This window comes from Alloyangia pacifica (genome assembly GCF_020524285.1).
GTDB lineage: Bacteria > Pseudomonadota > Alphaproteobacteria > Rhodobacterales > Rhodobacteraceae > Salipiger > Salipiger pacificus_B.
The window spans coordinates 91782-109820 of record NZ_JAIVKX010000016.1 but is presented as its reverse complement, the minus strand read 5'-3'; the positions used below and the strand labels follow the sequence as shown (position 1 = coordinate 109820).

17 protein-coding genes are annotated in these 18039 nt (G+C 63.5%); 10 read left to right on the top strand and 7 right to left on the bottom strand.

Annotated elements, in window-relative coordinates; genetic code table 11:
* Window positions 1–97: 97 nt before the first annotated feature.
* Complete coding sequence (locus tag LC039_RS20245) at window positions 98–484, bottom strand: DUF302 domain-containing protein (protein WP_226627809.1); 387 nt, start codon at window positions 482–484, stop codon at window positions 98–100.
* Between the two features lie 167 nt (window positions 485–651).
* Here LC039_RS20245 and LC039_RS20240 point away from each other — a divergent pair, with 167 nt between their 5' ends.
* On the top strand, window positions 652–954 hold the full coding sequence (locus tag LC039_RS20240) for an SHOCT domain-containing protein (protein WP_226627808.1): 303 nt from the start codon (window positions 652–654) through the stop codon (window positions 952–954).
* A gap of 58 nt (window positions 955–1012) precedes the next feature.
* Here the strand turns inward: LC039_RS20240 and LC039_RS20235 are convergent, their stop codons facing one another.
* Both LC039_RS20235 and LC039_RS20230 read right to left on the bottom strand, forming a co-directional pair.
* The gene (locus LC039_RS20235; RefSeq protein WP_226627806.1) at window positions 1013–1210 is read right to left on the bottom strand and encodes a heavy-metal-associated domain-containing protein; all 198 of its coding nucleotides are present in this window, start codon (window positions 1208–1210) and stop codon (window positions 1013–1015) included.
* Window positions 1211–1291: 81 nt separating this feature from the next.
* Window positions 1292–2026, bottom strand: coding sequence for a DUF4396 domain-containing protein (locus LC039_RS20230; RefSeq protein WP_226627804.1), 735 nt, complete (start codon window positions 2024–2026; stop codon window positions 1292–1294).
* A 148-nt stretch (window positions 2027–2174) separates the two neighbouring features.
* On the opposite strand from LC039_RS20230, the gene LC039_RS20225 reads away from it, so the two are divergent.
* Window positions 2175–2936, top strand: a complete 762-nt coding sequence (locus LC039_RS20225; RefSeq protein ID WP_226627802.1) for a glutaredoxin family protein — start codon at window positions 2175–2177, stop codon at window positions 2934–2936.
* A 130-nt stretch (window positions 2937–3066) separates the two neighbouring features.
* Window positions 3067–4287 (top strand): MFS transporter, encoded by a 1221-nt coding sequence (locus tag LC039_RS20220; protein WP_226627800.1) that lies wholly within the window; start codon window positions 3067–3069, stop codon window positions 4285–4287.
* Window positions 4288–4295: 8 nt separating this feature from the next.
* Here the strand turns inward: LC039_RS20220 and LC039_RS20215 are convergent, their stop codons facing one another.
* Window positions 4296–6401 carry an LssY C-terminal domain-containing protein gene (locus LC039_RS20215; RefSeq protein WP_226627798.1) on the bottom strand — a complete coding sequence of 702 codons (2106 nt, stop codon included), beginning with the start codon at window positions 6399–6401 and terminating at the stop codon, window positions 4296–4298.
* A 470-nt stretch (window positions 6402–6871) separates the two neighbouring features.
* Here LC039_RS20215 and LC039_RS20210 point away from each other — a divergent pair, with 470 nt between their 5' ends.
* The 6 genes from LC039_RS20210 to LC039_RS20185 all read left to right on the top strand — a co-directional run bounded on the left by LC039_RS20210 (window position 6872) and on the right by LC039_RS20185 (window position 13684).
* On the top strand, window positions 6872–7387 hold the full coding sequence (locus LC039_RS20210) for a hypothetical protein (RefSeq protein WP_226627796.1): 516 nt from the start codon (window positions 6872–6874) through the stop codon (window positions 7385–7387).
* A gap of 1004 nt (window positions 7388–8391) precedes the next feature.
* Entirely contained in the window at window positions 8392–9276 is an 885-nt protein-coding gene (locus LC039_RS20205; RefSeq protein ID WP_226627794.1) for an ArdC family protein, read from the top strand.
* A 362-nt stretch (window positions 9277–9638) separates the two neighbouring features.
* Window positions 9639–10382 carry a ParA family protein gene (locus tag LC039_RS20200; protein WP_226627792.1) on the top strand — a complete coding sequence of 248 codons (744 nt, stop codon included), beginning with the start codon at window positions 9639–9641 and terminating at the stop codon, window positions 10380–10382.
* A 2-nt stretch (window positions 10383–10384) separates the two neighbouring features.
* On the top strand, window positions 10385–11485 hold the full coding sequence (locus LC039_RS20195) for a ParB/RepB/Spo0J family partition protein (protein ID WP_226627790.1): 1101 nt from the start codon (window positions 10385–10387) through the stop codon (window positions 11483–11485).
* A gap of 437 nt (window positions 11486–11922) precedes the next feature.
* Window positions 11923–12474, top strand: a complete 552-nt coding sequence (locus LC039_RS20190; protein ID WP_226627788.1) for a plasmid mobilization protein — start codon at window positions 11923–11925, stop codon at window positions 12472–12474.
* A complete protein-coding gene (locus LC039_RS20185; RefSeq protein WP_226627786.1) occupies window positions 12467–13684 on the top strand; it encodes a relaxase/mobilization nuclease domain-containing protein in 1218 nt (405 codons plus the stop codon). Before LC039_RS20190 ends, LC039_RS20185 begins: the two co-directional genes overlap by 8 nt.
* Window positions 13685–14803: 1119 nt before the next feature.
* Here the strand turns inward: LC039_RS20185 and LC039_RS20180 are convergent.
* On the bottom strand, window positions 14804–15127 hold the full coding sequence (locus LC039_RS20180; protein WP_226627784.1) for a hypothetical protein: 324 nt from the start codon (window positions 15125–15127) through the stop codon (window positions 14804–14806).
* A gap of 449 nt (window positions 15128–15576) precedes the next feature.
* Here LC039_RS20180 and LC039_RS20175 point away from each other — a divergent pair, with 449 nt between their 5' ends.
* Window positions 15577–15825 (top strand): WGR domain-containing protein, encoded by a 249-nt coding sequence (locus LC039_RS20175; protein ID WP_226627783.1) that lies wholly within the window; start codon window positions 15577–15579, stop codon window positions 15823–15825.
* A 62-nt stretch (window positions 15826–15887) separates the two neighbouring features.
* Here the strand turns inward: LC039_RS20175 and LC039_RS20170 are convergent, their stop codons facing one another.
* Window positions 15888–17066, bottom strand: coding sequence for an MFS transporter (locus LC039_RS20170; protein ID WP_226627781.1), 1179 nt, complete (start codon window positions 17064–17066; stop codon window positions 15888–15890).
* Between the two features lie 630 nt (window positions 17067–17696).
* A complete protein-coding gene (locus tag LC039_RS20165) occupies window positions 17697–17903 on the bottom strand; it encodes a cold-shock protein (RefSeq protein WP_226627779.1) in 207 nt (68 codons plus the stop codon).
* Between the last annotated feature and the right edge of the window lie 136 nt (window positions 17904–18039).

Here is an 18039-nt window from a genome sequence, read left to right as displayed (position 1 = left end):
TTATCCCAGTCGCTTGGGCATGGCGGAGGCCGCCCAGAAGCCTGAAGGACCCTAACGCGACAGGCCGCGTGATCCCAAGCCAATTGCTTTCACAAATTTAAATTGCTGCGAGCGCCTTCTCGAGCATCGCGCGCACCTCTCCGGCGACGCCGAGCAGTTCGGGATTGTCGATCGCGGACATGGACGCCTGCGGATCGACCGCGCTCACCTCTACGTCGGAGCCGACCTGACGCAAGATGACATTGCACGGCAACATCGCCCCCACCTTCGGCTCGAGCCCGATCGCCGCATGCGCCATCTTCGGGTTGCACGCGCCGAGGATCAGGTAGCCGGGCATGTCCTCATCCAGCTTCTTCTTCATGGTGGCCTGAACGTCGATCTCGGTGAGCACGCCGAACCCCTGTGCCTTGAGCGCCTCACGGGTGCGCGTGTCGACCTCTGCGAGGGTGGCATCGGGGATGGTTCTGTCGATGGTATAGCTCATGGTCTGGTCTCCTTTTCGCTGTGATGGCAGCCGTTCGCAGAAGGAATGCATTTGGGGAACTTTGCGTTCCAAACTTGGAATGTGATCTCTGACTTGCGGTCGATCAATGCGGTTTCCCCGCCAAAGGATCAGCCTGCGGCCATGTCATTTCCCGAAAGGAGGACATGATGAAACGTCTTGCGTTCGCAATTATGACCTTGGCCACACCCGCGCTGGCGGATCCGGACGAATACGGCCACATGATGGACTGGGGGTACGGCCACGGCGTGACCATGATTTTTGGCCCGATCCTGTGGCTTATCGTTCTGGGGCTGGTAGTGGTCGGCGTGATCTGGTTTTTCCGACAGCACGAGCAGGGCAGCGCCACGCGTAGCCGGCAGAGCGCCCTCGCAGAACTCGATATGCGCCTCGCCCGCGGTGAGATCGAACCGGAGGAGTATACCGCCCGCAAAAAGCTGCTGGCGGGCTGACAGCGCGTGCCGAGACCGACTTCGGCGGTCCCGGCACGTTTGAATTACCCTCGAGCCATCAAGCCTGCACAGCCGGATAGCCTGCATCACGAAGCGCCTGCAGGATCAGGGCCTCGTTCTGCGCGCCAGTGATCGCAACCGTCTTCGACGGCAGATCGCAGGCGGCATCGGCGGCAGGGTCGGCCATCTTGACGGTCTCTTCGATCGTCGCGACGCAGTGGCCGCAGCTCATATCTTCGACTTTGTAGGTGCTCATGTTCAGCTCCTTCGAGTGTGTGATGACCAAAGAAATGGGAGGTTCCCGCGCTGGAAGGTCAATGGCCGGGGCTCCGCGCGCTCACATCTTTTCCTTCACGCCTTTGCGAATGAGCCACCAGTTCACCGGGTAGGAGGTGGCGAAGCCGCAGAGCATGGCGATCTGCATCATGAACCAGAACTCCGGCGTCGGGACTTCGAGCTTCACGCCCAGAACGTGCTTGAAGATCCAGAAATGCGCCACGGCCATGAAGCCATACATGCCCACCTGCCAGGCGGTCAGCGAAAGCGCGTCCGCCTTCACCGCCTGAACGAGGCCCTGCACGGGCGAGAGATCGCGCATCGGCTTGATGGTGAAATACTGGAAGGCCACGCCGAACAGGAAGGCGAGGATGAAGTCGAGGATCCAGACCGCGAAAATCTTCTCGGCAAACAGGCTTTGCCAGCCGAACCAGACCGCGTTCGCCGGCACGGCAAAGGCCAGCCACTCGGCGATGATGTCCCCCAGCGCGCATCCGCTTCCGCAATGCGCAGCGCCCTTGGCGACCATCGCGGGGAACGGCGTCTGCGTCTTGCTCGGCATCTCTTCTCCACGCTCCATCGCCGGATGCGCGCGGCTGTGCGCGGCAAGCTTGCCGTAGGTGAAATAGCCCCAGAGCGCCAAGACGTGGGCAAAGAGCGCGACCGCCGGCCAGACGATGTTCATGATCCACATGTGCTGCGGGTCGCGCTTTTCGTCGATGGCGATGACGAGGGCCGAGAGAGCCCCTGCAAGAAGCGAAAGGACTGAAATCCAGTGCAACCAAGTCGGGATCATGAGAGCCTCCTGTTGTCTTCCGGCCCTGCACCTGATGCAAAATCTATCCTCGCCAAGTCTCTGCGAGCGCTTTTCCGGTCCTTTTCGGAACCCTCCCGCGCTGGAAGGTCGTTGAGGGATTAGGAGCCCTATCCGCCGGAGGAGACCAATGCCCCTTGATGCTCAGCAAAAGACAGCGCAGCTCTACAGAATGGCCATGCCCGGCCATCTTTGTCCCTTCGGCCTGAAGTCGAAGGACCTGCTGGAACGAGAGGGGTTCGAGGTCGAGGATCACCTTCTTGAGACCCACGACGAGACCGAGCGCTTCAAGCAGCGGCATGAGGTCGAGACCACGCCGCAGGCTTGGATCGACAATGAGCGGATCGGGGGCTACGACGCCCTGCGCAAATATTTTGGCAGGCCCCTGCGCGCGGAAGGCGAGACGACTTACACGCCGGTGATCGCGATCTTCGGCGTTGCCTTCCTGATGGCGCTGGCGGTCGGCTGGGCGGCGCTCGGAACCGTCCTGAGTGTCCGCGTCCTCGAGTGGTTCATCGCGATCTCGATGACCTTGCTCGGCATTCAGAAGCTGCAGGACGTGGAGGGGTTCTCCACGATGTTCCTGAACTACGACCTGCTTGCCCGCCGATGGGTCAGATACGGCTACCTCTACCCATTCGCCGAAACCCTCGCCGGAGTGCTGATGATCGCCGGCGCGCTGACATGGCTCTCTGCGCCGCTGGCCCTGTTCATCGGTACCGTCGGAGCGGTGTCCGTGTTCAAGGCCGTCTATGTCGACAAACGAGAGCTGAAGTGCGCCTGCGTCGGCGGCGGGAGCAATGTGCCCTTGGGGTTCGTATCGCTCACCGAGAACTTGATGATGATCGCGATGGGGCTCTGGATGGGGTCGCGGTTCCTGCTTGCGGTCTGACCCGCTTCTCGCAAGCGTTCAGCGACCTCTTTGAAATCACTCGGAACGCCGCTGTCCAAGCGGAAACACTCTTGCGCCTGCGAACTGTCCCGGTGTCTCTTCGCGACATCGCAGTAAGACGGACACGCCCATGTCAGCGCCCACCGATTACGACATGAGGGTCACGAAACGCCTCCCCGCCGGCATCTGGGCGCTGGGTTTCGTGTCACTGCTGATGGATGTCTCCTCCGAGATGATCCACGCGCTGCTGCCGGTCTACCTGACGGTCGGGCTTGGTGCGTCGACGCTGGCGGTCGGCGTCATCGAGGGGATTGCCGAAGCCACTGCCGCGATCACCAAGGTGTTTTCCGGCGCACTCTCGGACCGGATCGGGCGACGCAAGGAACTGGCTGCGCTCGGCTACGGGCTGGCGGCGGTGACCAAGCCGGTGTTCCCGCTGGCCTCTTCGCTCGGCTGGGTGGTCGCGGCCCGGTTCATTGACAGGGTGGGCAAAGGCATCCGCGGCGCGCCGCGCGATGCGCTGGTCGCCGATCTCGCGCCGCCCGGTATGCGCGGCGCGGCCTTTGGGTTGCGCCAGTCGCTCGACACGGTGGGGGCGTTTCTCGGCCCGCTCATGGCGATCGGCCTGATGTGGCTGTTCGCAAATGATTTCCGCAGCGTGTTCTGGATTGCCGTCCTCCCAGCCTTCCTGTCCGTCGGGCTTCTCCTGTGGATCGTGAAGGAACCCGCGCATCCCGCCGGAAGGCGCAAGGTGCGCAATCCGCTTGCGCGGGCCGAGCTACGGCTGCTGGGTCCGGTCTACTGGTGGGTGGTCGCCGTCGCGGCGCTCTTCACGCTCGCGCGGTTCAGCGAGGCCTTCCTGATCCTGCGCGCGCAGAGCGCCGGCACCCCGCTGATGCTGGTGCCTCTGGTGCTGGTCGGGATGAACCTCGCCTACGCCCTCTCGGCCTGGCCGGTGGGGGTGCTGTCAGACCGGATCGGCAGGATGGGGCTGCTGCTTAGCGGGCTCGGCCTTCTCATCGTGGCCGATCTTATTCTGGCGCTGTCGCCGGGGCTTGCCGGGATCGCGGTCGGCCTGCTGACCTGGGGGCTGCACATGGGCTTCACGCAGGGCCTGCTGTCGGCGCTCGTCGCCGAGACAGTGCCCGAGGAGCTTCGCGGCACCGCCTTCGGCATGTTCAACTTGGTGACCGGCGTGGCCCTGCTGATCGCCAGCCTGCTGGCCGGGGCGCTCTGGGAAACCTATGGTTCCGCCGCCACCTTCCTCGCCGGGGCGGGGTTCGCAGCGGTGTCGGTACTCGGACTGCTGCCGCTGCGACGCCAGCTCGCCGGAGGTCCGAAGCGCGGGTGAGCCCGGCGTCAGCGCAGGGTCAGCACCGCGGCGATACCGTCCGAGAACCATGGATCACCAGCCACCGACTGCCCGAGCCGAGGCTGGGAAAGCCGGACGTTTGTACTGGCGGTGACTTCCCCGGCGGCCTGGAGATCAGCCACGACCCCATCTCGCTCGGCATCGACGTTCGGATCGATGTGGTGCAGCAGGCCCCAGTCGACACCCCAGTTGAGACCGTCGTCGAAGCTGGCGGCGCCAACGAACAGCCGCAGGCCCTCGGCATTGGCGAAATCGGTGCGCCACAGCCGGATGTGGTGTCGTTTGCGCAAGGTCGCGTCCGAGGTCTGCTTCTGGAAAGCCAGATCGTTTGGCAGGTTGTTCCAGAAATAGGGGGTCACCGGCGCGGTTGCATCGGCTCCGTTGCTCCAGGCCGCGAGCGCGGCCCGGGTCAGGGTCGCGAAGTCTGGGTCCGCCGCACGCACCCATTCCGCTTTGGTCAGCGCGGACTCAACCGCCGCCACGTCGCGCGCGAGGAACATCGCGTTGATCGGCTCAAGCGCCGTGCCGGCGACGGACTCGGTCCCCCCGGGCAGATGCCCGGACGCAATCAGCCTGTCCATGCTTTCGAATTCGGTGTCCGCCTGCATAGGGATCGGGACATTGCGGGCCTTGTCGTAGGTCGCGATCTGCCATGCCGCTCCGGTGACAGAGATCACCGCAAGACCGAGGACCGCGATACGCCCGAGCGCGCTTCGCTCGGGGCGTTTCGGCACCGACCGGCTGTCGCGCCACCACTCAGAGGCCGCCACGCCGGCGAGTAGCCAGATCGCCCCGACGAGCCAGCCGTTCAGCACGTCAGACAGGTAGTGCTCTATGAGATAGACCCGGCTCAGCCCGACGAAAAACGCCAGCGTGACAGCGCCGACCAAGGCCACGGGCGCGCGCAGCAGCTTCACGCGCCAAAGGATGAAGAACAAGAATCCGTAGAAGGCGACCGACAGCCCGGCATGGCCGGAGGGGAAGCTCCCCGAGACCTCGGTGAAGAAACCGAGATCGGAACGCGGGCGGTGGAAAATGCGCTTGAGCAGGAAGACCGAGACAAGATCCCCCGCCAGCGCGACGCCGAGACCCAGCAACAGGTCTGGTCGCCGCCGCTCCAGCAGAAGTACAGCGGCCGCTGCTCCGAGCAAGGCGATGACCCGCCAGTCGCCAAGAGCGGTCACATGGCTGGCAAGGCGCAGCAGATCCGGCGACCAAAAGGCGTGGATGAGACTCGCCAGCCGCGTGTCGATCAGCACGATGGGATCGGCCATGAGAAAGTCGAAGACCGACCCGCACCAGATCCAGAGAATATAAACGGCCGCGCAGCCCAGAACCGTTGCTGTCAGGCCGGTAAACCTCGTCCTGTCAAACCGCCTTGCCAGAAAGGCAGCTGTCTTTGGGTGATTGGCTGTCCATTTTCGAACGTCGGGATTGTCGCGGATCGCGTGTGCGACCGAGGTGAGCACAGAGATAAAGAAGGGCAGCAGGCGCAGGATCCGCAGGACAACCCACCACAAGAGCAGCACTGCGACCAGTACCACCACGGCGATGATCCCCAGCCTCGAGGCGTATGGGCCAAAGCTGGTGGCGACATGCCCGATCACAAAGCCGAAACCGACATGGACAAGTGCATAGGGCACGCCGCTGACGGCGTTCCACAGCGCAAAGCGCCGTCGCGGCATCCCGGCAGCCGAGGCGGCAAGCGGCACAAGCCCCGATACAGGCCCGAGGAAACGCCCCATCACCAGCGCAAGACCGCCGTAGCGCTCGAACAACCGGACAGCGCGCCTGTAACTGGCCGAGTCTTCGAGTTTCCTGCGCTTCGCCACATGTTGAAGTAGCAGGTGACCAAGCCGATAGCTGAATTCACCGCCGACGACTGAGCCAATGGCCACGAACCAGACAAGGTCGAAAAAGTCGAGCGCACCCTGCTGCACGAGAATACCGCCCGCATCGACCACCAGCGTTCCGGGAAGAAAGACACCGGTCACGAAGACCGCTTCAAGCAGCGCGGCGAGACCTATGATCCAGTAGGACCAGAGCCCAAAGCTCTCGAGAGATGGTAAGATCTGGTCAACCGAAAATCCCATCCGAAAGAAGTACGATCATCAACAGGCGATGTCATGTGTCTCGGTTGCCCTGATGAAGGAGGGCGTGACATGCGCGGTCCTTAGGCATGACGAAACCGCGTGGAACCGGTTCGTTTGGGTCGAGTTCGCCACATGCTGCAAACGCTCCCTACGCACGGCTGATCTCGCCGGGTTCATGGTTGGTAAGCTTTTCTGCGGTCGCAAACAGATCGAGCAAGATGGCACAATGCGAACGTCGCGAAAGGGCTCGCTACCGACCTTCGCCGCGCAAAACCTAAACGGCAGCTCTGCGCCGAAGCTCTCTTCGTCCCCTTCCAAGACCGCGCCTTCGGGCGCGAACTCTTGCGCAGCATTTGCGTAAATCGCGCTGGCGGCTTCTCTGCCGCTGGTGGTACGTCCATCGCATGAGATCATATTACCTTTCACCCGCCGGAGAACTGCTGACCCGGGATGGGGCTCCATGCGCGGATTTGGGTCTCGTCCACATCGACGCGGAGGAGATCGAGGTCCAGCACCTCGCCCCGCATGTCGAACGCTGGATCCTGCCCGAGGGTGAAAGCATCGGCCTGCTGATTAATTACAGCTGCCACTGCTGGACTACCAATCTCGACATGGCCCACCCGGGCGGTCTGTTGCGCATCATGGACGGCACCCGCCCGCGTGTCCTCGATATGGCGCGGCTTGAGGCCTCCCATAACCTTCCCGACCTGATGCGCGCCCTCGATCAGCATCGCCTGTACGTCACGGCCAGCGAACGCAACTATGCTGTTTACAACATGTCCTTCATCGCCGAGGACGGGCTGTGCTACACTGCCTTCTTCAAGGTCCGCCGCAAGAAGGGCCGCTACAATGGGGCGCGGCATCACTTGGAGCTTTTCGTCGAAAGCGCTTACCACACGGTGCAACCGCAAAAGGGCACCAAGACCAAGCTGGCGGCTGTATTGTCCGAGGGCCTCAAGGGCCGCATGGTGAAGTACAGGCGTTAGAAACACCGAAGGGGCCCGCGAGGACCCCTTGGCTAACTCGACATCCTCTTAACTATCCACCCTTCCGGTTGGACCACCTGACGGTGGCGGGGAAGCTCTTTCAGTCGATCACGAACTTCTATGCCCAAGTACATAGGGCGTAGCGGCGCTATTGTCCACTGTTACCCGTTACTATCCGTTGTTGTCTGCAACTGACGGGTCGCAGGTGTCCTCTCCGCGCGATAGGCGGCAAGGCAGGTCACGTTTTCGGAGCCGGGCGTCATGCATATAGAGCTAGAGAAAGTGTGGCCCGTCGGCAATTCTTTGTCACGCGGATCGGAGGCCTAGGCAACTCCCGGCCGTCCCCTGTCGCGTGCAGTTGCCCGCGACCGGGGACATCCAGGATCGGGCCCTAGGAACGCCCCGGCGTTGCCGGAGCGCTCCCCGAGCCTTGCCCCCTGATCTCCCTGCCGGCCAAGTGCGATGCGTCCGGTCTTTACGAGCCCGGCCGCGTCGCGCCGGCATGGTCGATACAGAGGGCAAGTCTCGTCCCTTCGGGTGACGGTCTTCCCTCGCGATGCTCGGCCTGTTGCGGGGTCAGATAGTCAGCGGAATGTCGGGAATGTTCATTCGGATGATAGAGATGGAGAGCCGCGCGAGGCGCGCGCCTCGCATGATCTCGAAAGTCAGGGCGGGGGATCGACGGGCTGCGCCCGCTCACCCCCGCCCTGGCATCATCCAATAGATTGTCCGCCAACAGACCTGCCCCGAAAAGTCAAAAGACAAGCGCCGCGCGCTGCGCGTCGTCTCCGCCGTGGACCGTGTCCTCGGCCTTCGGCCTGCGGGCCGCACCATCCCCGTCTGCGATCCTTTGACTGTCCGGCTCAGGCCCGTGGGTCGGGCTTCGCCCACCCCACTCTGTTCCGCCGAAAACATGGTTTTCGCCAAATCAGAGTGGCGAGGCCGAGCCCATCGGCGGGACGCAGGCACCAAGCCCGACCGCCTCACCAGACAGGAGGCCACAAATGGCAAAGTCCGATTTCGACATCTACCAGCACGTCACCGATCAGATCATCGACGCGATGGAGGCAGGCACCGCGCCGTGGCGGCAACCGTGGTCCGGCGGTGGTCAGACCGGTCAGTTCCCCCTGCGCTCCAGCGGCGAGCCCTACCGCGGCATCAACGTGCTGATGCTTTGGCTGGCTGCGCAGTCGAACGGATTTACCTCGGCGCATTGGTTCACATTCCGGCAGGCCAAGGACCTTGGCGCGCATGTGCGCAAGGGCTCGAAATCTTCCACGGTGGTCAAATACGGCACGATTGCGCGGGAGAACGATGCGGGCGATGAGGTGACCATTCCCTATGCCCGGGCCTACCGGGTTTTCAATGCTGACCAAATCGAGGGTCTGCCCGACCACTACTATGGCGTGCCCGACGTGCAGGAGGATCTTGGCACGCAAGCCCTGCCGGAGGTCGACGCGTTCTTTGCCGCGATCGGCGCAAAGATTACCTATGGCGGCGACCGGGCCTGCTACATTCCCTCGGAAGACCGTATCCAGATGCCGCCGGTTTCGGCATTCATTTCTCCCGAGGCGCACGCGGCAACCCTCTGCCATGAAGGAATCCACTGGTCAGGCCATCGCTCGCGGCTGGACCGTTTCAAGCTCGGATCGACCAAGGCCGACCATGCGCGCGAAGAGCTCATTGCTGAGATCGGCAGCTGCTTCCTCGGGGCGAAAATCGGCATCGAGCCGACCATCGAGGAGGCGGCCTCTTACCTCGAGGACTGGCTCAAGGCGCTGAAAGAGGACAAGCGCGCGATCTTCAGGGCAGCAAGCGCTGCGCAAAAGGCGGCGGATTTTCTGATTGCGGCGGCGGAGGCCGGTCGGAGCCAAGCTGTCGCGGCGTAAGCGAAATCAAGCCGATAAAGAGAGGGGCCCGCATCCGCGGGTCTCTTTGCGTTTGTGCTCTCCTTAAGCGTGTGCATTGAGTGGCGCCGTCACGCGACCGGGTCCCAAATTTTGCCGCGCCGAGACGTTCGTCTCGCCGCGGCTCCCAGGCCCCCGGTCAGCCGCCCGGCATGTCGGGCGCCGCGCTTATGACAGGCCGGAGGGAGGACGGTTTCCTAATCGTTCCTTTGCAAACCTGCCGCATGCCGATCCTCGCTGGACGTCTGATCTTGGGCGCACCTGCCCGGAGCGCTGCGCCAGATTTGCCCGCGACGCACCCCTGCGCTGCGGCTCCATTTGGAACGACAGGAAAGGAGCAGGCGGTGCAGACGATCGTCATCGCAAACAACAAGGGCGGGGTGGGCAAGACAACCACTGCGTCGCAACTCGCCTATTATCTCATACGTGACGGTTATTCGGTGATCGCGGTCGATCTCGATGGGCAGCGAAACCTGACCAGCGCGCTGCAGGGTGCGCGGATTATCGGCAATGCGCTGGAGATGGTCGATAGCCGCAAGACCCCAGAGTTCACCGTGGTACCGGGCGAACTGGTGCTGATCGAGGGAGACCGCGATGTGCCGGTCAACTCGGACGATGTAGGCCTGCGCTCAGCGGTCGAGGTCCTTGGCGGATTGGGCGGTGCGGATTTCTGCATCATCGACACGCCGCCCGCCTTCACCGGGTTGGTATATGGCGCCCTCATCTCGGCGGACTTCATGCTGGCACCGATCGAGCTCAAGCGGTTTTCGCTCGATGGCGTCGAGGCGGTGCTCCGCGCCTATGTGCAGGTGCAGCAGATCAACAAGGAAATCGGGTTTCTCGGTCTTCTGCCGTCGCGGTTCGACGCGGTGAAGAAGACCGAGCGCGAGACCCTGCGCCAGGTGATCGAGGCCTACGCAAACCTGATCATCCCGCACGCGATCCGCAATCGCACCGGCTACGAGGAAGCCGAGGCGCAGGGCATCCCGGTGTTCGACGTACCGACGCGGAGCGGCAAGGAAGCCGCGGCCGAGTTCGGCGCATTTTTTGAATGGTTCATGCAGGCGATCAAGAAGAAGGAAGACTGACCATGGCTCCCAAGAAGTTCAACAGCACGACGGAGACCTTGGACCGTCTCGCCGCCAGCGGACAGCTGAGCGCCTTGATGCGCAAGAACGCGCCTTTGCCTCCGGCGCAGCGGGAGATGCCTCTCGAGGAAATCGTGGCCGATCCGGAGCAGCCGCGACGCCATTTCGACGAGGAGCAGCTCGCCTCCCTGTCTGCGAGCATCAAGGCGCAGGGCATTCTGCAGGCGATCACGGTGCAGCCTTCGGATGAGGACGGCAAGCATCGGATCATCATGGGAGAGCGCCGGTTCCAGGCCGCGCAGCGCGCAGGGCTCAAAACCATCCCGGTGGTCATCCGCGAAATGACCGCAGAATTGCGCATGGCGCAGCTGACGGAGAATGTTCAGCGGGCGGACCTGACGACGCTGGAGGTCGCTGAGGCGGTGGCCGCCATGCGCGCGGCAGGCCAGTCGCGCAGCGCGATTGCGGACGCGCTCGGCTGGAGCGAGGCGGCAATTTCGCGTTTTGCGGCACTCGCGCAGATGCCGGAGGAGTTGCGGGCGGCAGCTGCGCAGAACGTGACGATCCGAACGCTGTCCGACCTGCATGCGCTTTGGAAGGATGACGCGGAAGCGGTTCGGGTCTATCTCGCCGAGACAGACCCGACGGAAATTTCGCGGGCGTCGGTCGCGGCGCTGAAATCCAGCATCGCGTCTGGCTCCTTAGGAACCGCCGCTCAGAGTCCATCCCAGCCCACCATCGAACACGAAGAGGTGCCGCATGAGGCGGTCGAGGCGCAGGGTCTCGCAATGGAGGTGCACCCGCTCTTGAGCGAGGTGGGCGAAACAGATCACCCAAGCGGGCCGCCGGAGCTGTCGGACCAAACTCTCCACCAACCCTCTCTTCCCGGGACGGCCCAACCCTCAGCACAGGCACCGAAGGCGGCGGAAGGCGGGTCCGTCTCCGTCACGCTTGTTGCGCGACACGGGGACCGGCTCGGGGAGGTGCTGCTCGAGCGGGCGGCGTCCTCGCCCACGTCGGTCTTGGTGAGCTTTCGAGAGGACGAAATAGTCGAAGAGATCGCGCTGTCGGAGTTAGAGCTCGTTGAGGTGCGCCGGTCATAGGCGGCGGGTGAAACGACGATGATCACAGCGCGAGGAGAGTTGAGCTGCCCCGGCGCGAAGCGCGGATCGGCCCCCACATTTGATGGTCTGCCGCCTGTTGGCTGCAGTGGTCGAAAGGCCGATGGTTTGCACCACAAGCGGTCACCATTTGCGGGCCGATGAGCTGAGGTTCATTTTGAACGCGTCGCCCTGGGCGGCGCGTTTCCTTTTTTGGGAGGCCGGACCGACTCGCTGGAAGTCAGGCAGGGTGCTCGTTTCGAGGGGGCGCCTGAAAAGGTCCTCGCATTGGGCCCTGGGGGCCCATTCTCGGGCAGGTTCGGTGGGCGCGCGGGCTTGGGGTCCGCGCGCGAAAAATGTGGCCAGTGGCCACATTTTGGGTTGGGGTAGGGACTAATGCAGGATAGCGCTTGCGCTGGCAATGTGACACAAATGATCGGATGACCCAGAAGACAGCCCTCGTCAAAACCCGCGTCACGCCCGACACCCGCGCCAAGCTCGAAGCCCTCGCGGAGGAGGCCGGTTTGACCCTGTCCGGTTTGCTGCGCGTGCTCGTGGAGAATGTCGTGGAGGGGGAAGCGCCCCCGACGGCGGAGCGCCTTCCGTCGCGCTCCCGGCGAGAGGGCAAGGTGACGGTACGCCTCGACAAGGACGTTCGGGATGCCCTGGACGAGGAAGCTCGCGAGCGCCGCGTCTCGGTTGCGACCTGGGCGGCGTCGATGATCCGGGCGCGCTACCGGGGCGGCCCGCAGCCGCTGCCAAATGACCGTCCGGCGTTCCAGCGTGCCTTTCGTCAGCTCAGCGGGGTGGCGGTGAACGTCAACCAGATCGCCCATGCGCTGAACCGGGGCGTGCTGACCGGGGCAGGGGCGGCGCTCACGGCCGAAGAGGTTCGGGCTTTGACTGCGGAAGTGGCGAGCCTGCGCAAAGAGCTGAGGGCGGTCGCGGCGGGGCGGTACCAGGTCCAGGTACTGGGAGATAGAGATGAGTGAGTTCAAACCCGAGCTCGGGTTCGAGGACTGCTGGAGCCAGCCCCGGAGCGCGCGGACACTGAAGAGTCCGGGTGGTGCCCAGGTCGGGAAGGCATCGGGCAGGACAGCGCCCGGTGATAAGAGCGGGGCTGAGGTCGCGCGCGGGCGGCGGGGAGAGGCCGATAAGGCGCAGGCGATTTCCGGGTCGGACAAGGCTCGGCTGGCCCGCGTTGTGAAGGGCGCTCCCGAGGTGATGGTGAAAGTCTCGAAGCCGGCCAGGGTCGACAAGCATGGCAACCCGATCAAGGTCTCGCGCGGGACCGAGGCGCTGCGGGTGTCCGAGCACCTCGCCTACATCAGCCGGAACGGCAAGATCGAGATCGAGAATGATCGGGGCGAGACCTTCAACGGCTCTCGAGAAGTGGCGTCGGTGTTTCGCGAATGGCTCGAGAAGCACGATGACGCGCGGGCCGTCGGGTACGCGTCGGACCGCACCCGGATCACTACCAGCATCATGTTCTCCATGCCGGGTAGCGTCAATGCAGAGGCCGTGAAGGACGCGGTGCGGATGCTGGCAGAGCAGGAATTCCAGGGTCGGCATGACTATGTCATGGCGCTGCACACAGATACGCATCATCCGCATGTCCATCTGACCCTGCGCACCGTCGGCGAGGACGGGGTGAAGCTGCGGTTTGGCAAGCCGGACCTGCAGCACTTGCGCGATACCTTTGCCGAGACGCTGCGGCGGCGCGGGATCGAGGCGGAGTCGACACCGCGCCACGCGCGCGGCGCGACGCGCCGGGGCGAGGCAACTCCGGTTTACAAAATTCGCCAGCGTGGTGGGAAACCTCTCGTCGATGCGCGCAAGGCCCGGGAGGTGAAGCGCGATCTCGAGGACAATGGTGGTCGCCTGCCGCAAAAGCCTTGGGATGACGCGCTGGTGGCCCGGCGGAGCCGGGTGATGACGACCTACGGGAATGCGGTGCGCATCCTCGCGCAGTCGCAGGATCCCGAAGATCGCCAGTTGGCCGAGGCGACACGCAAATTCTCCGCAAGGCTCACCGATGTCACGACGCAGCGTGGACAGATGGCGTTGACCCTCGACATCGAGGGCAGGGGGAGGGGCGTCGGTGGGCGCAAGGGTGCAGAGGCTTATCGATCGCAAGAGCGAGATCAGGAGCGCGGTGTTGAGGCCAGGGGCAAGCGCAAAGATCGTGGTCCCGAGCGATAGGGGGCGTTCCGCCGAGGTGGGCCACGCTAGGCGATAGGGGCGGCGACCGTCGAAGCGCCCCCGGGGCGGGTCGAGCGCGACCCGGTCGCAAGAGGAATGGGGCCCCTCCCGGGCATTGGGTGCAAAGATCGCCTTAGAATATGCCCCGGGTCGCGCTCAGCGTCATGTTGCTTGGGTTTTGCGGACTTGTCGATGCCCACGACTGAGCTTTGCGACGAGCTGGGCGGCACCTGTGAATTTGCTCGCCTTGAGGTGGCTGTTCAAGGAAGACTTGGCTCGAAGCCTTGTGTCTTGGGATTCAGATAGGGCAGGTGCTTTGGGACGGCGATGTCCTGGCTTTCCCGATGTCCGACCTGAAGCATCAACTTGGTACCGCCGCCAAAGCACATTGCTACGTCGAAGAGCCCACCTCAACGGTGCGGAGACGGCGTGTTTACGCAGCGAGTGCGATAGGGAAGGGTACCTTGGTCGCGACGTGCTATGCCACAGCTTTCACGGCGTTGGCATCGAGGTGCATCTCCTCGACGAAAGCGTGCTGCGCCTCCGCTTCCACCTCCGTGAAAAAGGAGAAGGTAGGACCATACGCCTTTTTCATTGCGTCAAGACTGGAGATACACTGGCGAGTTCCCACGCAGACACGCCCGCGTTGTAAGGCGCGTTGATGGTTGCCAGGATTTTCGACGCAACGGGCGACATCTCGCAGTGCTCCTGTTCTCGTTCCCGAAAATAGGCCCGGGCCACCCACCACGCAATATCGCCCTTGGACGCAGAGCGCGGTTGGCCGTTACTGCTCTGGGAACGGGTGCAAATCCGGCGCCGCGGACGGTGTGATGCCGATTGGTCATCGAGGTGAAGGATTGAGGGGGGTGCCAGCCCGGGTCGCGCCTCATCCCGGAGTTCTGGAAGAGGCAGAGATAGAGCTGGAAGCCGATGACTGGGTCACGAGGGTGACGCGGGCCAATTCGGCAACGCCCGTCGTCACCTTGTTTCGGCCGCGATAGCGCCCGGCCTCCCGTCACCACGCTTCCTTCGGAGAACCGGAGATTGATCGCCATGACTGCAATCATATCTTTGGGTTCGCCGAGCATCCTATCAACTGTGACAGTGGCTTAGCGTGGATCAGGCTGCTCCCCTATAGGGCTCCCACACGGCACGTTCCCCAGCATGGCGTGGAATGGATATCGGCGAGACCCCAAGATCCATGGCGAACGAAAGAAGACCCGTCAGGGTTCGGATGGTTCTTGGCTTGACGTCTCTGCCATGCACGACCAGGAGTCGGTGCTGCTGCCCTCCATTTTCGGCTACCGCGTAGAACTTCCAGACCGCCTGGTACTGGTTGCTCACGCGCGTAGGCTCCTCCACGCATTCGACCTCAATTTTCCCTCCGGCCTCAAGGGTCGGCTTCAGCTCTGCAATCGGGATCACCGGGGAAAACTCTCTCATACTTTTGCCTTTCACTTCAGGGCCTTTGATGTGCCGAGTGGCGTGGCGGAGGCTTGCATAATTGGGAGTCGCGTTAAACATGTTGTCGACTTAAATGACACAACTCAGCGGTGAACTGCCGATGGGCCAGAAATTGTGCATCGCTTGGACTGTCATTTATGGATGGCCTTCGAGCCGAGGCCTCTCGGCGTGCTCAGCGAAGGCAGAACCTGAACGATTTTTCCTCTAGCATGCGCTGGTCGGGATTTCGTGAAGTCTCAAGAACAGCAACGTGGTGGCACCGAACCCCGCTTGCGACGGCGCTTTTCGGGATATATCCAACGTCAGACCGGCAAGCTGCCCGTCACGCAGCTACCGTTGCGCGGGACAGTATTGAAAACACAAAGGACCAAGCAGGGATCTAGGCAGACCTGGTTGCCGATCTGTCCTGCAAGTACCTAACCAGAGCTATGCGCACCTATCTCGAGAAACGTCGCCCTGGGGCCGGGGTCTATTTCTGCCGGATGGAAATCCTTCCGAACCTCTTTGGCGAGTGGAGCCTTCATCAGGAGTGGGGTCTCGTCGGCTTGAGTTGCCAGACCCGGATGGACTGGTTCGCGGATAGGGAGCAGGCGATCACCGCGCTGATCACCCTCGAGGTGGCGAAGCGTCGGCGCGGTTACTGGGTCGAGCCCCAGCAACTCGCCATGTTTGCCTGACGCCCCGACTGATGTCTCGGACAACAGGCGGGCGCACGTAGAAAACGCGTGCTCTGCCCCGCTCAACCCGCCTCTGGCCGGACCGTCCTGAGCGCGACCACGCCGGTCGTGACGACCATGCATACCGCAACGGCCGAGAGAGCCATGTTCAGTGGCAAAAGGGTCAGGAGTGCGCTGGTCACAATGACACCGCCCGCATTTGCCGTGCGCAAGAGGGCAAAAAGTTCGGCGCGGCGATGCGGCGGCGCGAGCGCGTCGAGCACCAAGGCGTAATGCGTGCCCAGAGGGGCGAGCATCAGGCCGGCTAGAACTGCCCCCAGGATTGTCGGTACCAAAGAGCCCGAAAGGGCTGTCATTCCGATGCCGAGAGAAAACAGCGCCAGCTGCACAACGACAGCGCGGGGCGAAGAGGCCCGATTGCGGATGCTGATCCAGATGCCGCCCAGGACCGAGGCCACGCAGAGCGGCACGGTGAACAGGATGGCCATCGCCGGGTCAAAGCCAAACTGCAGCGCGAGCGCGACCGCGCCGATCTCGATGGCGGCGATGGTCGCGCCCCCGGCCGCCGCGCAGGTGAGCCAGAGCAGGATTTCCGGGGTGACCAGGCGGCCGGTCATGTGGGTTTCAGGTGCAGCGGGCATGCTCGCATCGCCTGAGATCACCAGCGCGGGCAGTCCGCCCAGAACCGCCATCGCGGCAACAGCCAGGGCCGGCGAGACGGCCCCGAGCCCGGAGGCCAGCACCGGGCCCAATACGAAGGTGACTTCATTCAGCGTTGCCGCAACGCCCAAGGCTCGCGGCATCCGGGATGCCGATGTCAGCGTATTGAGCAGGGCGCGCAGATAGCCGTAGGTCGCGCCATTGACCAGCCCAGCCAGAGCGGCAAGCGCGATGAGGGCGACAAAGGGGGCCCCGGCATAGAGCCCAAAGACGATCCCGGCAAGGGCTGCGCTGCGCAAGAGAACCAGCATGCGCAGGAAGGATGCGATGGGCTTGCCGCGGCCCATCCGGGTGATCGGGATCGCCCCGACGACCTGCGCCAGCGTCATGGCGAGTACCATTGCCGCGCCGAGGCGCGCGTCCCCCAGGATGGACAAGGCAACGAGGGAGAATGCGACGGGCGCGGTAGCTTGGGGCACCGTCAGCGCGGCGGAGGCCGTGAACCAGCGCAGCATCGGTGTCGAGTGCAAAGCCTGTGTCGGCTGCGCCGGGACATCTGTGGTGAGGGTGGTGTCGGTCATTGTGATCTCGGCACGGCAACAGGACCGAAAGGCCCCTTTGCAGAAGCAGCGATGCCGGTTGCAAAGGTGGCAGTAGTTTGTACAGCGAGCGCCGACACTCGGCTCCCGTAGCGCGGCTGGCAGGTGGCATTGCCGTCCGACAGATTGGCCGCGTCACTAAGGAATTTCAGATTTGGTTTGAGCGGCACTTTCAGCCCTCCTGCAAGGGCCGGGCCGTTCCCGGACATTCATTCCCATGACGGGTGAGGACGTTACCTCATGCCCTGCACCCTATCGGTCGCCGGATATCTGTCAACCGGCGGCGGCCCGCGGCCCCAAGCGCGCGAGAGCGCCGTGCGGTGGAATGACGGAGAGTCTTTCGCCCAGGTTGCCGGCATCGGGCAGCCAGGCTCGGGCTGGTGCCCGAGGGTGAGCGCGGCGCGGTCGCAAGAGGTTCTCGGGCAACGGGTGCAAGGATCGCCCGGAGATCATGTGCCGAGCCGCGCTCTTGGCCATGTTGCGCGGGTTTCGGGGATGTGTCGATGCCGACGATGGGGTGTCATGCCAACACCTTCCGAGAGGCGTCGAGTAGCCTGCGCATGCCAGTCCGAAAATTAGCTTTCTGGCCTGCGCAGGCAGGGAAAGGCAGATTCAAGCGAGGGCGAGGTCCGCCGCCATCTGGCGGCCATCGCGGCCCTCTCGCAGGTCATAGGAGACCTTCTGGCTATCATTGAGGCCGGTCAGCCCGGAACGCTCGACCGCGCTGATGTGGACGAAGACGTCTTTGCCCCCGTCATCGGGCGCGATAAACCCATAACCTTTTTCAGAATTGAACCATTTGACAGTACCGGTGGGCATCGCAGTCTCTCCTGAGGGGCGGAATTGTCGGTGAGTGTAGGCGGGATCGCGCGCCGGGCGACCTCGGGGCGTGCGCTCTGCGAGGAAAGCCCTTGGGCCGTGACATCGGCGACACAGCGCTGAGCCCATGCTTTAT

Excerpts from the sequence above, each read along its gene's own strand:
- LC039_RS20245 (WP_226627809.1), bottom strand. The coding sequence starts at position 484 with ATGAGCTATACCATCGACAGAACCATCCCCGATGCCACCCTCGCAGAG.
- LC039_RS20215 (WP_226627798.1), bottom strand. The coding sequence starts at position 6,401 with ATGGGATTTTCGGTTGACCAGATCTTACCATCTCTCGAGAGCTTTGGG.
- LC039_RS20185 (WP_226627786.1), top strand. The coding sequence starts at position 12,467 with ATGAGTGAGTTCAAACCCGAGCTCGGGTTCGAGGACTGCTGGAGCCAG.
- LC039_RS20190 (WP_226627788.1), top strand. The coding sequence starts at position 11,923 with ATGACCCAGAAGACAGCCCTCGTCAAAACCCGCGTCACGCCCGACACC.
- LC039_RS20240 (WP_226627808.1), top strand. The coding sequence starts at position 652 with ATGAAACGTCTTGCGTTCGCAATTATGACCTTGGCCACACCCGCGCTG.
- LC039_RS20180 (WP_226627784.1), bottom strand. The coding sequence starts at position 15,127 with ATGAGAGAGTTTTCCCCGGTGATCCCGATTGCAGAGCTGAAGCCGACC.
- LC039_RS20235 (WP_226627806.1), bottom strand. The coding sequence starts at position 1,210 with ATGAGCACCTACAAAGTCGAAGATATGAGCTGCGGCCACTGCGTCGCG.
- LC039_RS20170 (WP_226627781.1), bottom strand. The coding sequence starts at position 17,066 with ATGACCGACACCACCCTCACCACAGATGTCCCGGCGCAGCCGACACAG.
- LC039_RS20220 (WP_226627800.1), top strand. The coding sequence starts at position 3,067 with ATGTCAGCGCCCACCGATTACGACATGAGGGTCACGAAACGCCTCCCC.
- LC039_RS20195 (WP_226627790.1), top strand. The coding sequence starts at position 10,385 with ATGGCTCCCAAGAAGTTCAACAGCACGACGGAGACCTTGGACCGTCTC.
- LC039_RS20175 (WP_226627783.1), top strand. The coding sequence starts at position 15,577 with ATGCGCACCTATCTCGAGAAACGTCGCCCTGGGGCCGGGGTCTATTTC.
- LC039_RS20165 (WP_226627779.1), bottom strand. The coding sequence starts at position 17,903 with ATGCCCACCGGTACTGTCAAATGGTTCAATTCTGAAAAAGGTTATGGG.
- LC039_RS20225 (WP_226627802.1), top strand. The coding sequence starts at position 2,175 with ATGCCCCTTGATGCTCAGCAAAAGACAGCGCAGCTCTACAGAATGGCC.
- LC039_RS20230 (WP_226627804.1), bottom strand. The coding sequence starts at position 2,026 with ATGATCCCGACTTGGTTGCACTGGATTTCAGTCCTTTCGCTTCTTGCA.
- LC039_RS20205 (WP_226627794.1), top strand. The coding sequence starts at position 8,392 with ATGGCAAAGTCCGATTTCGACATCTACCAGCACGTCACCGATCAGATC.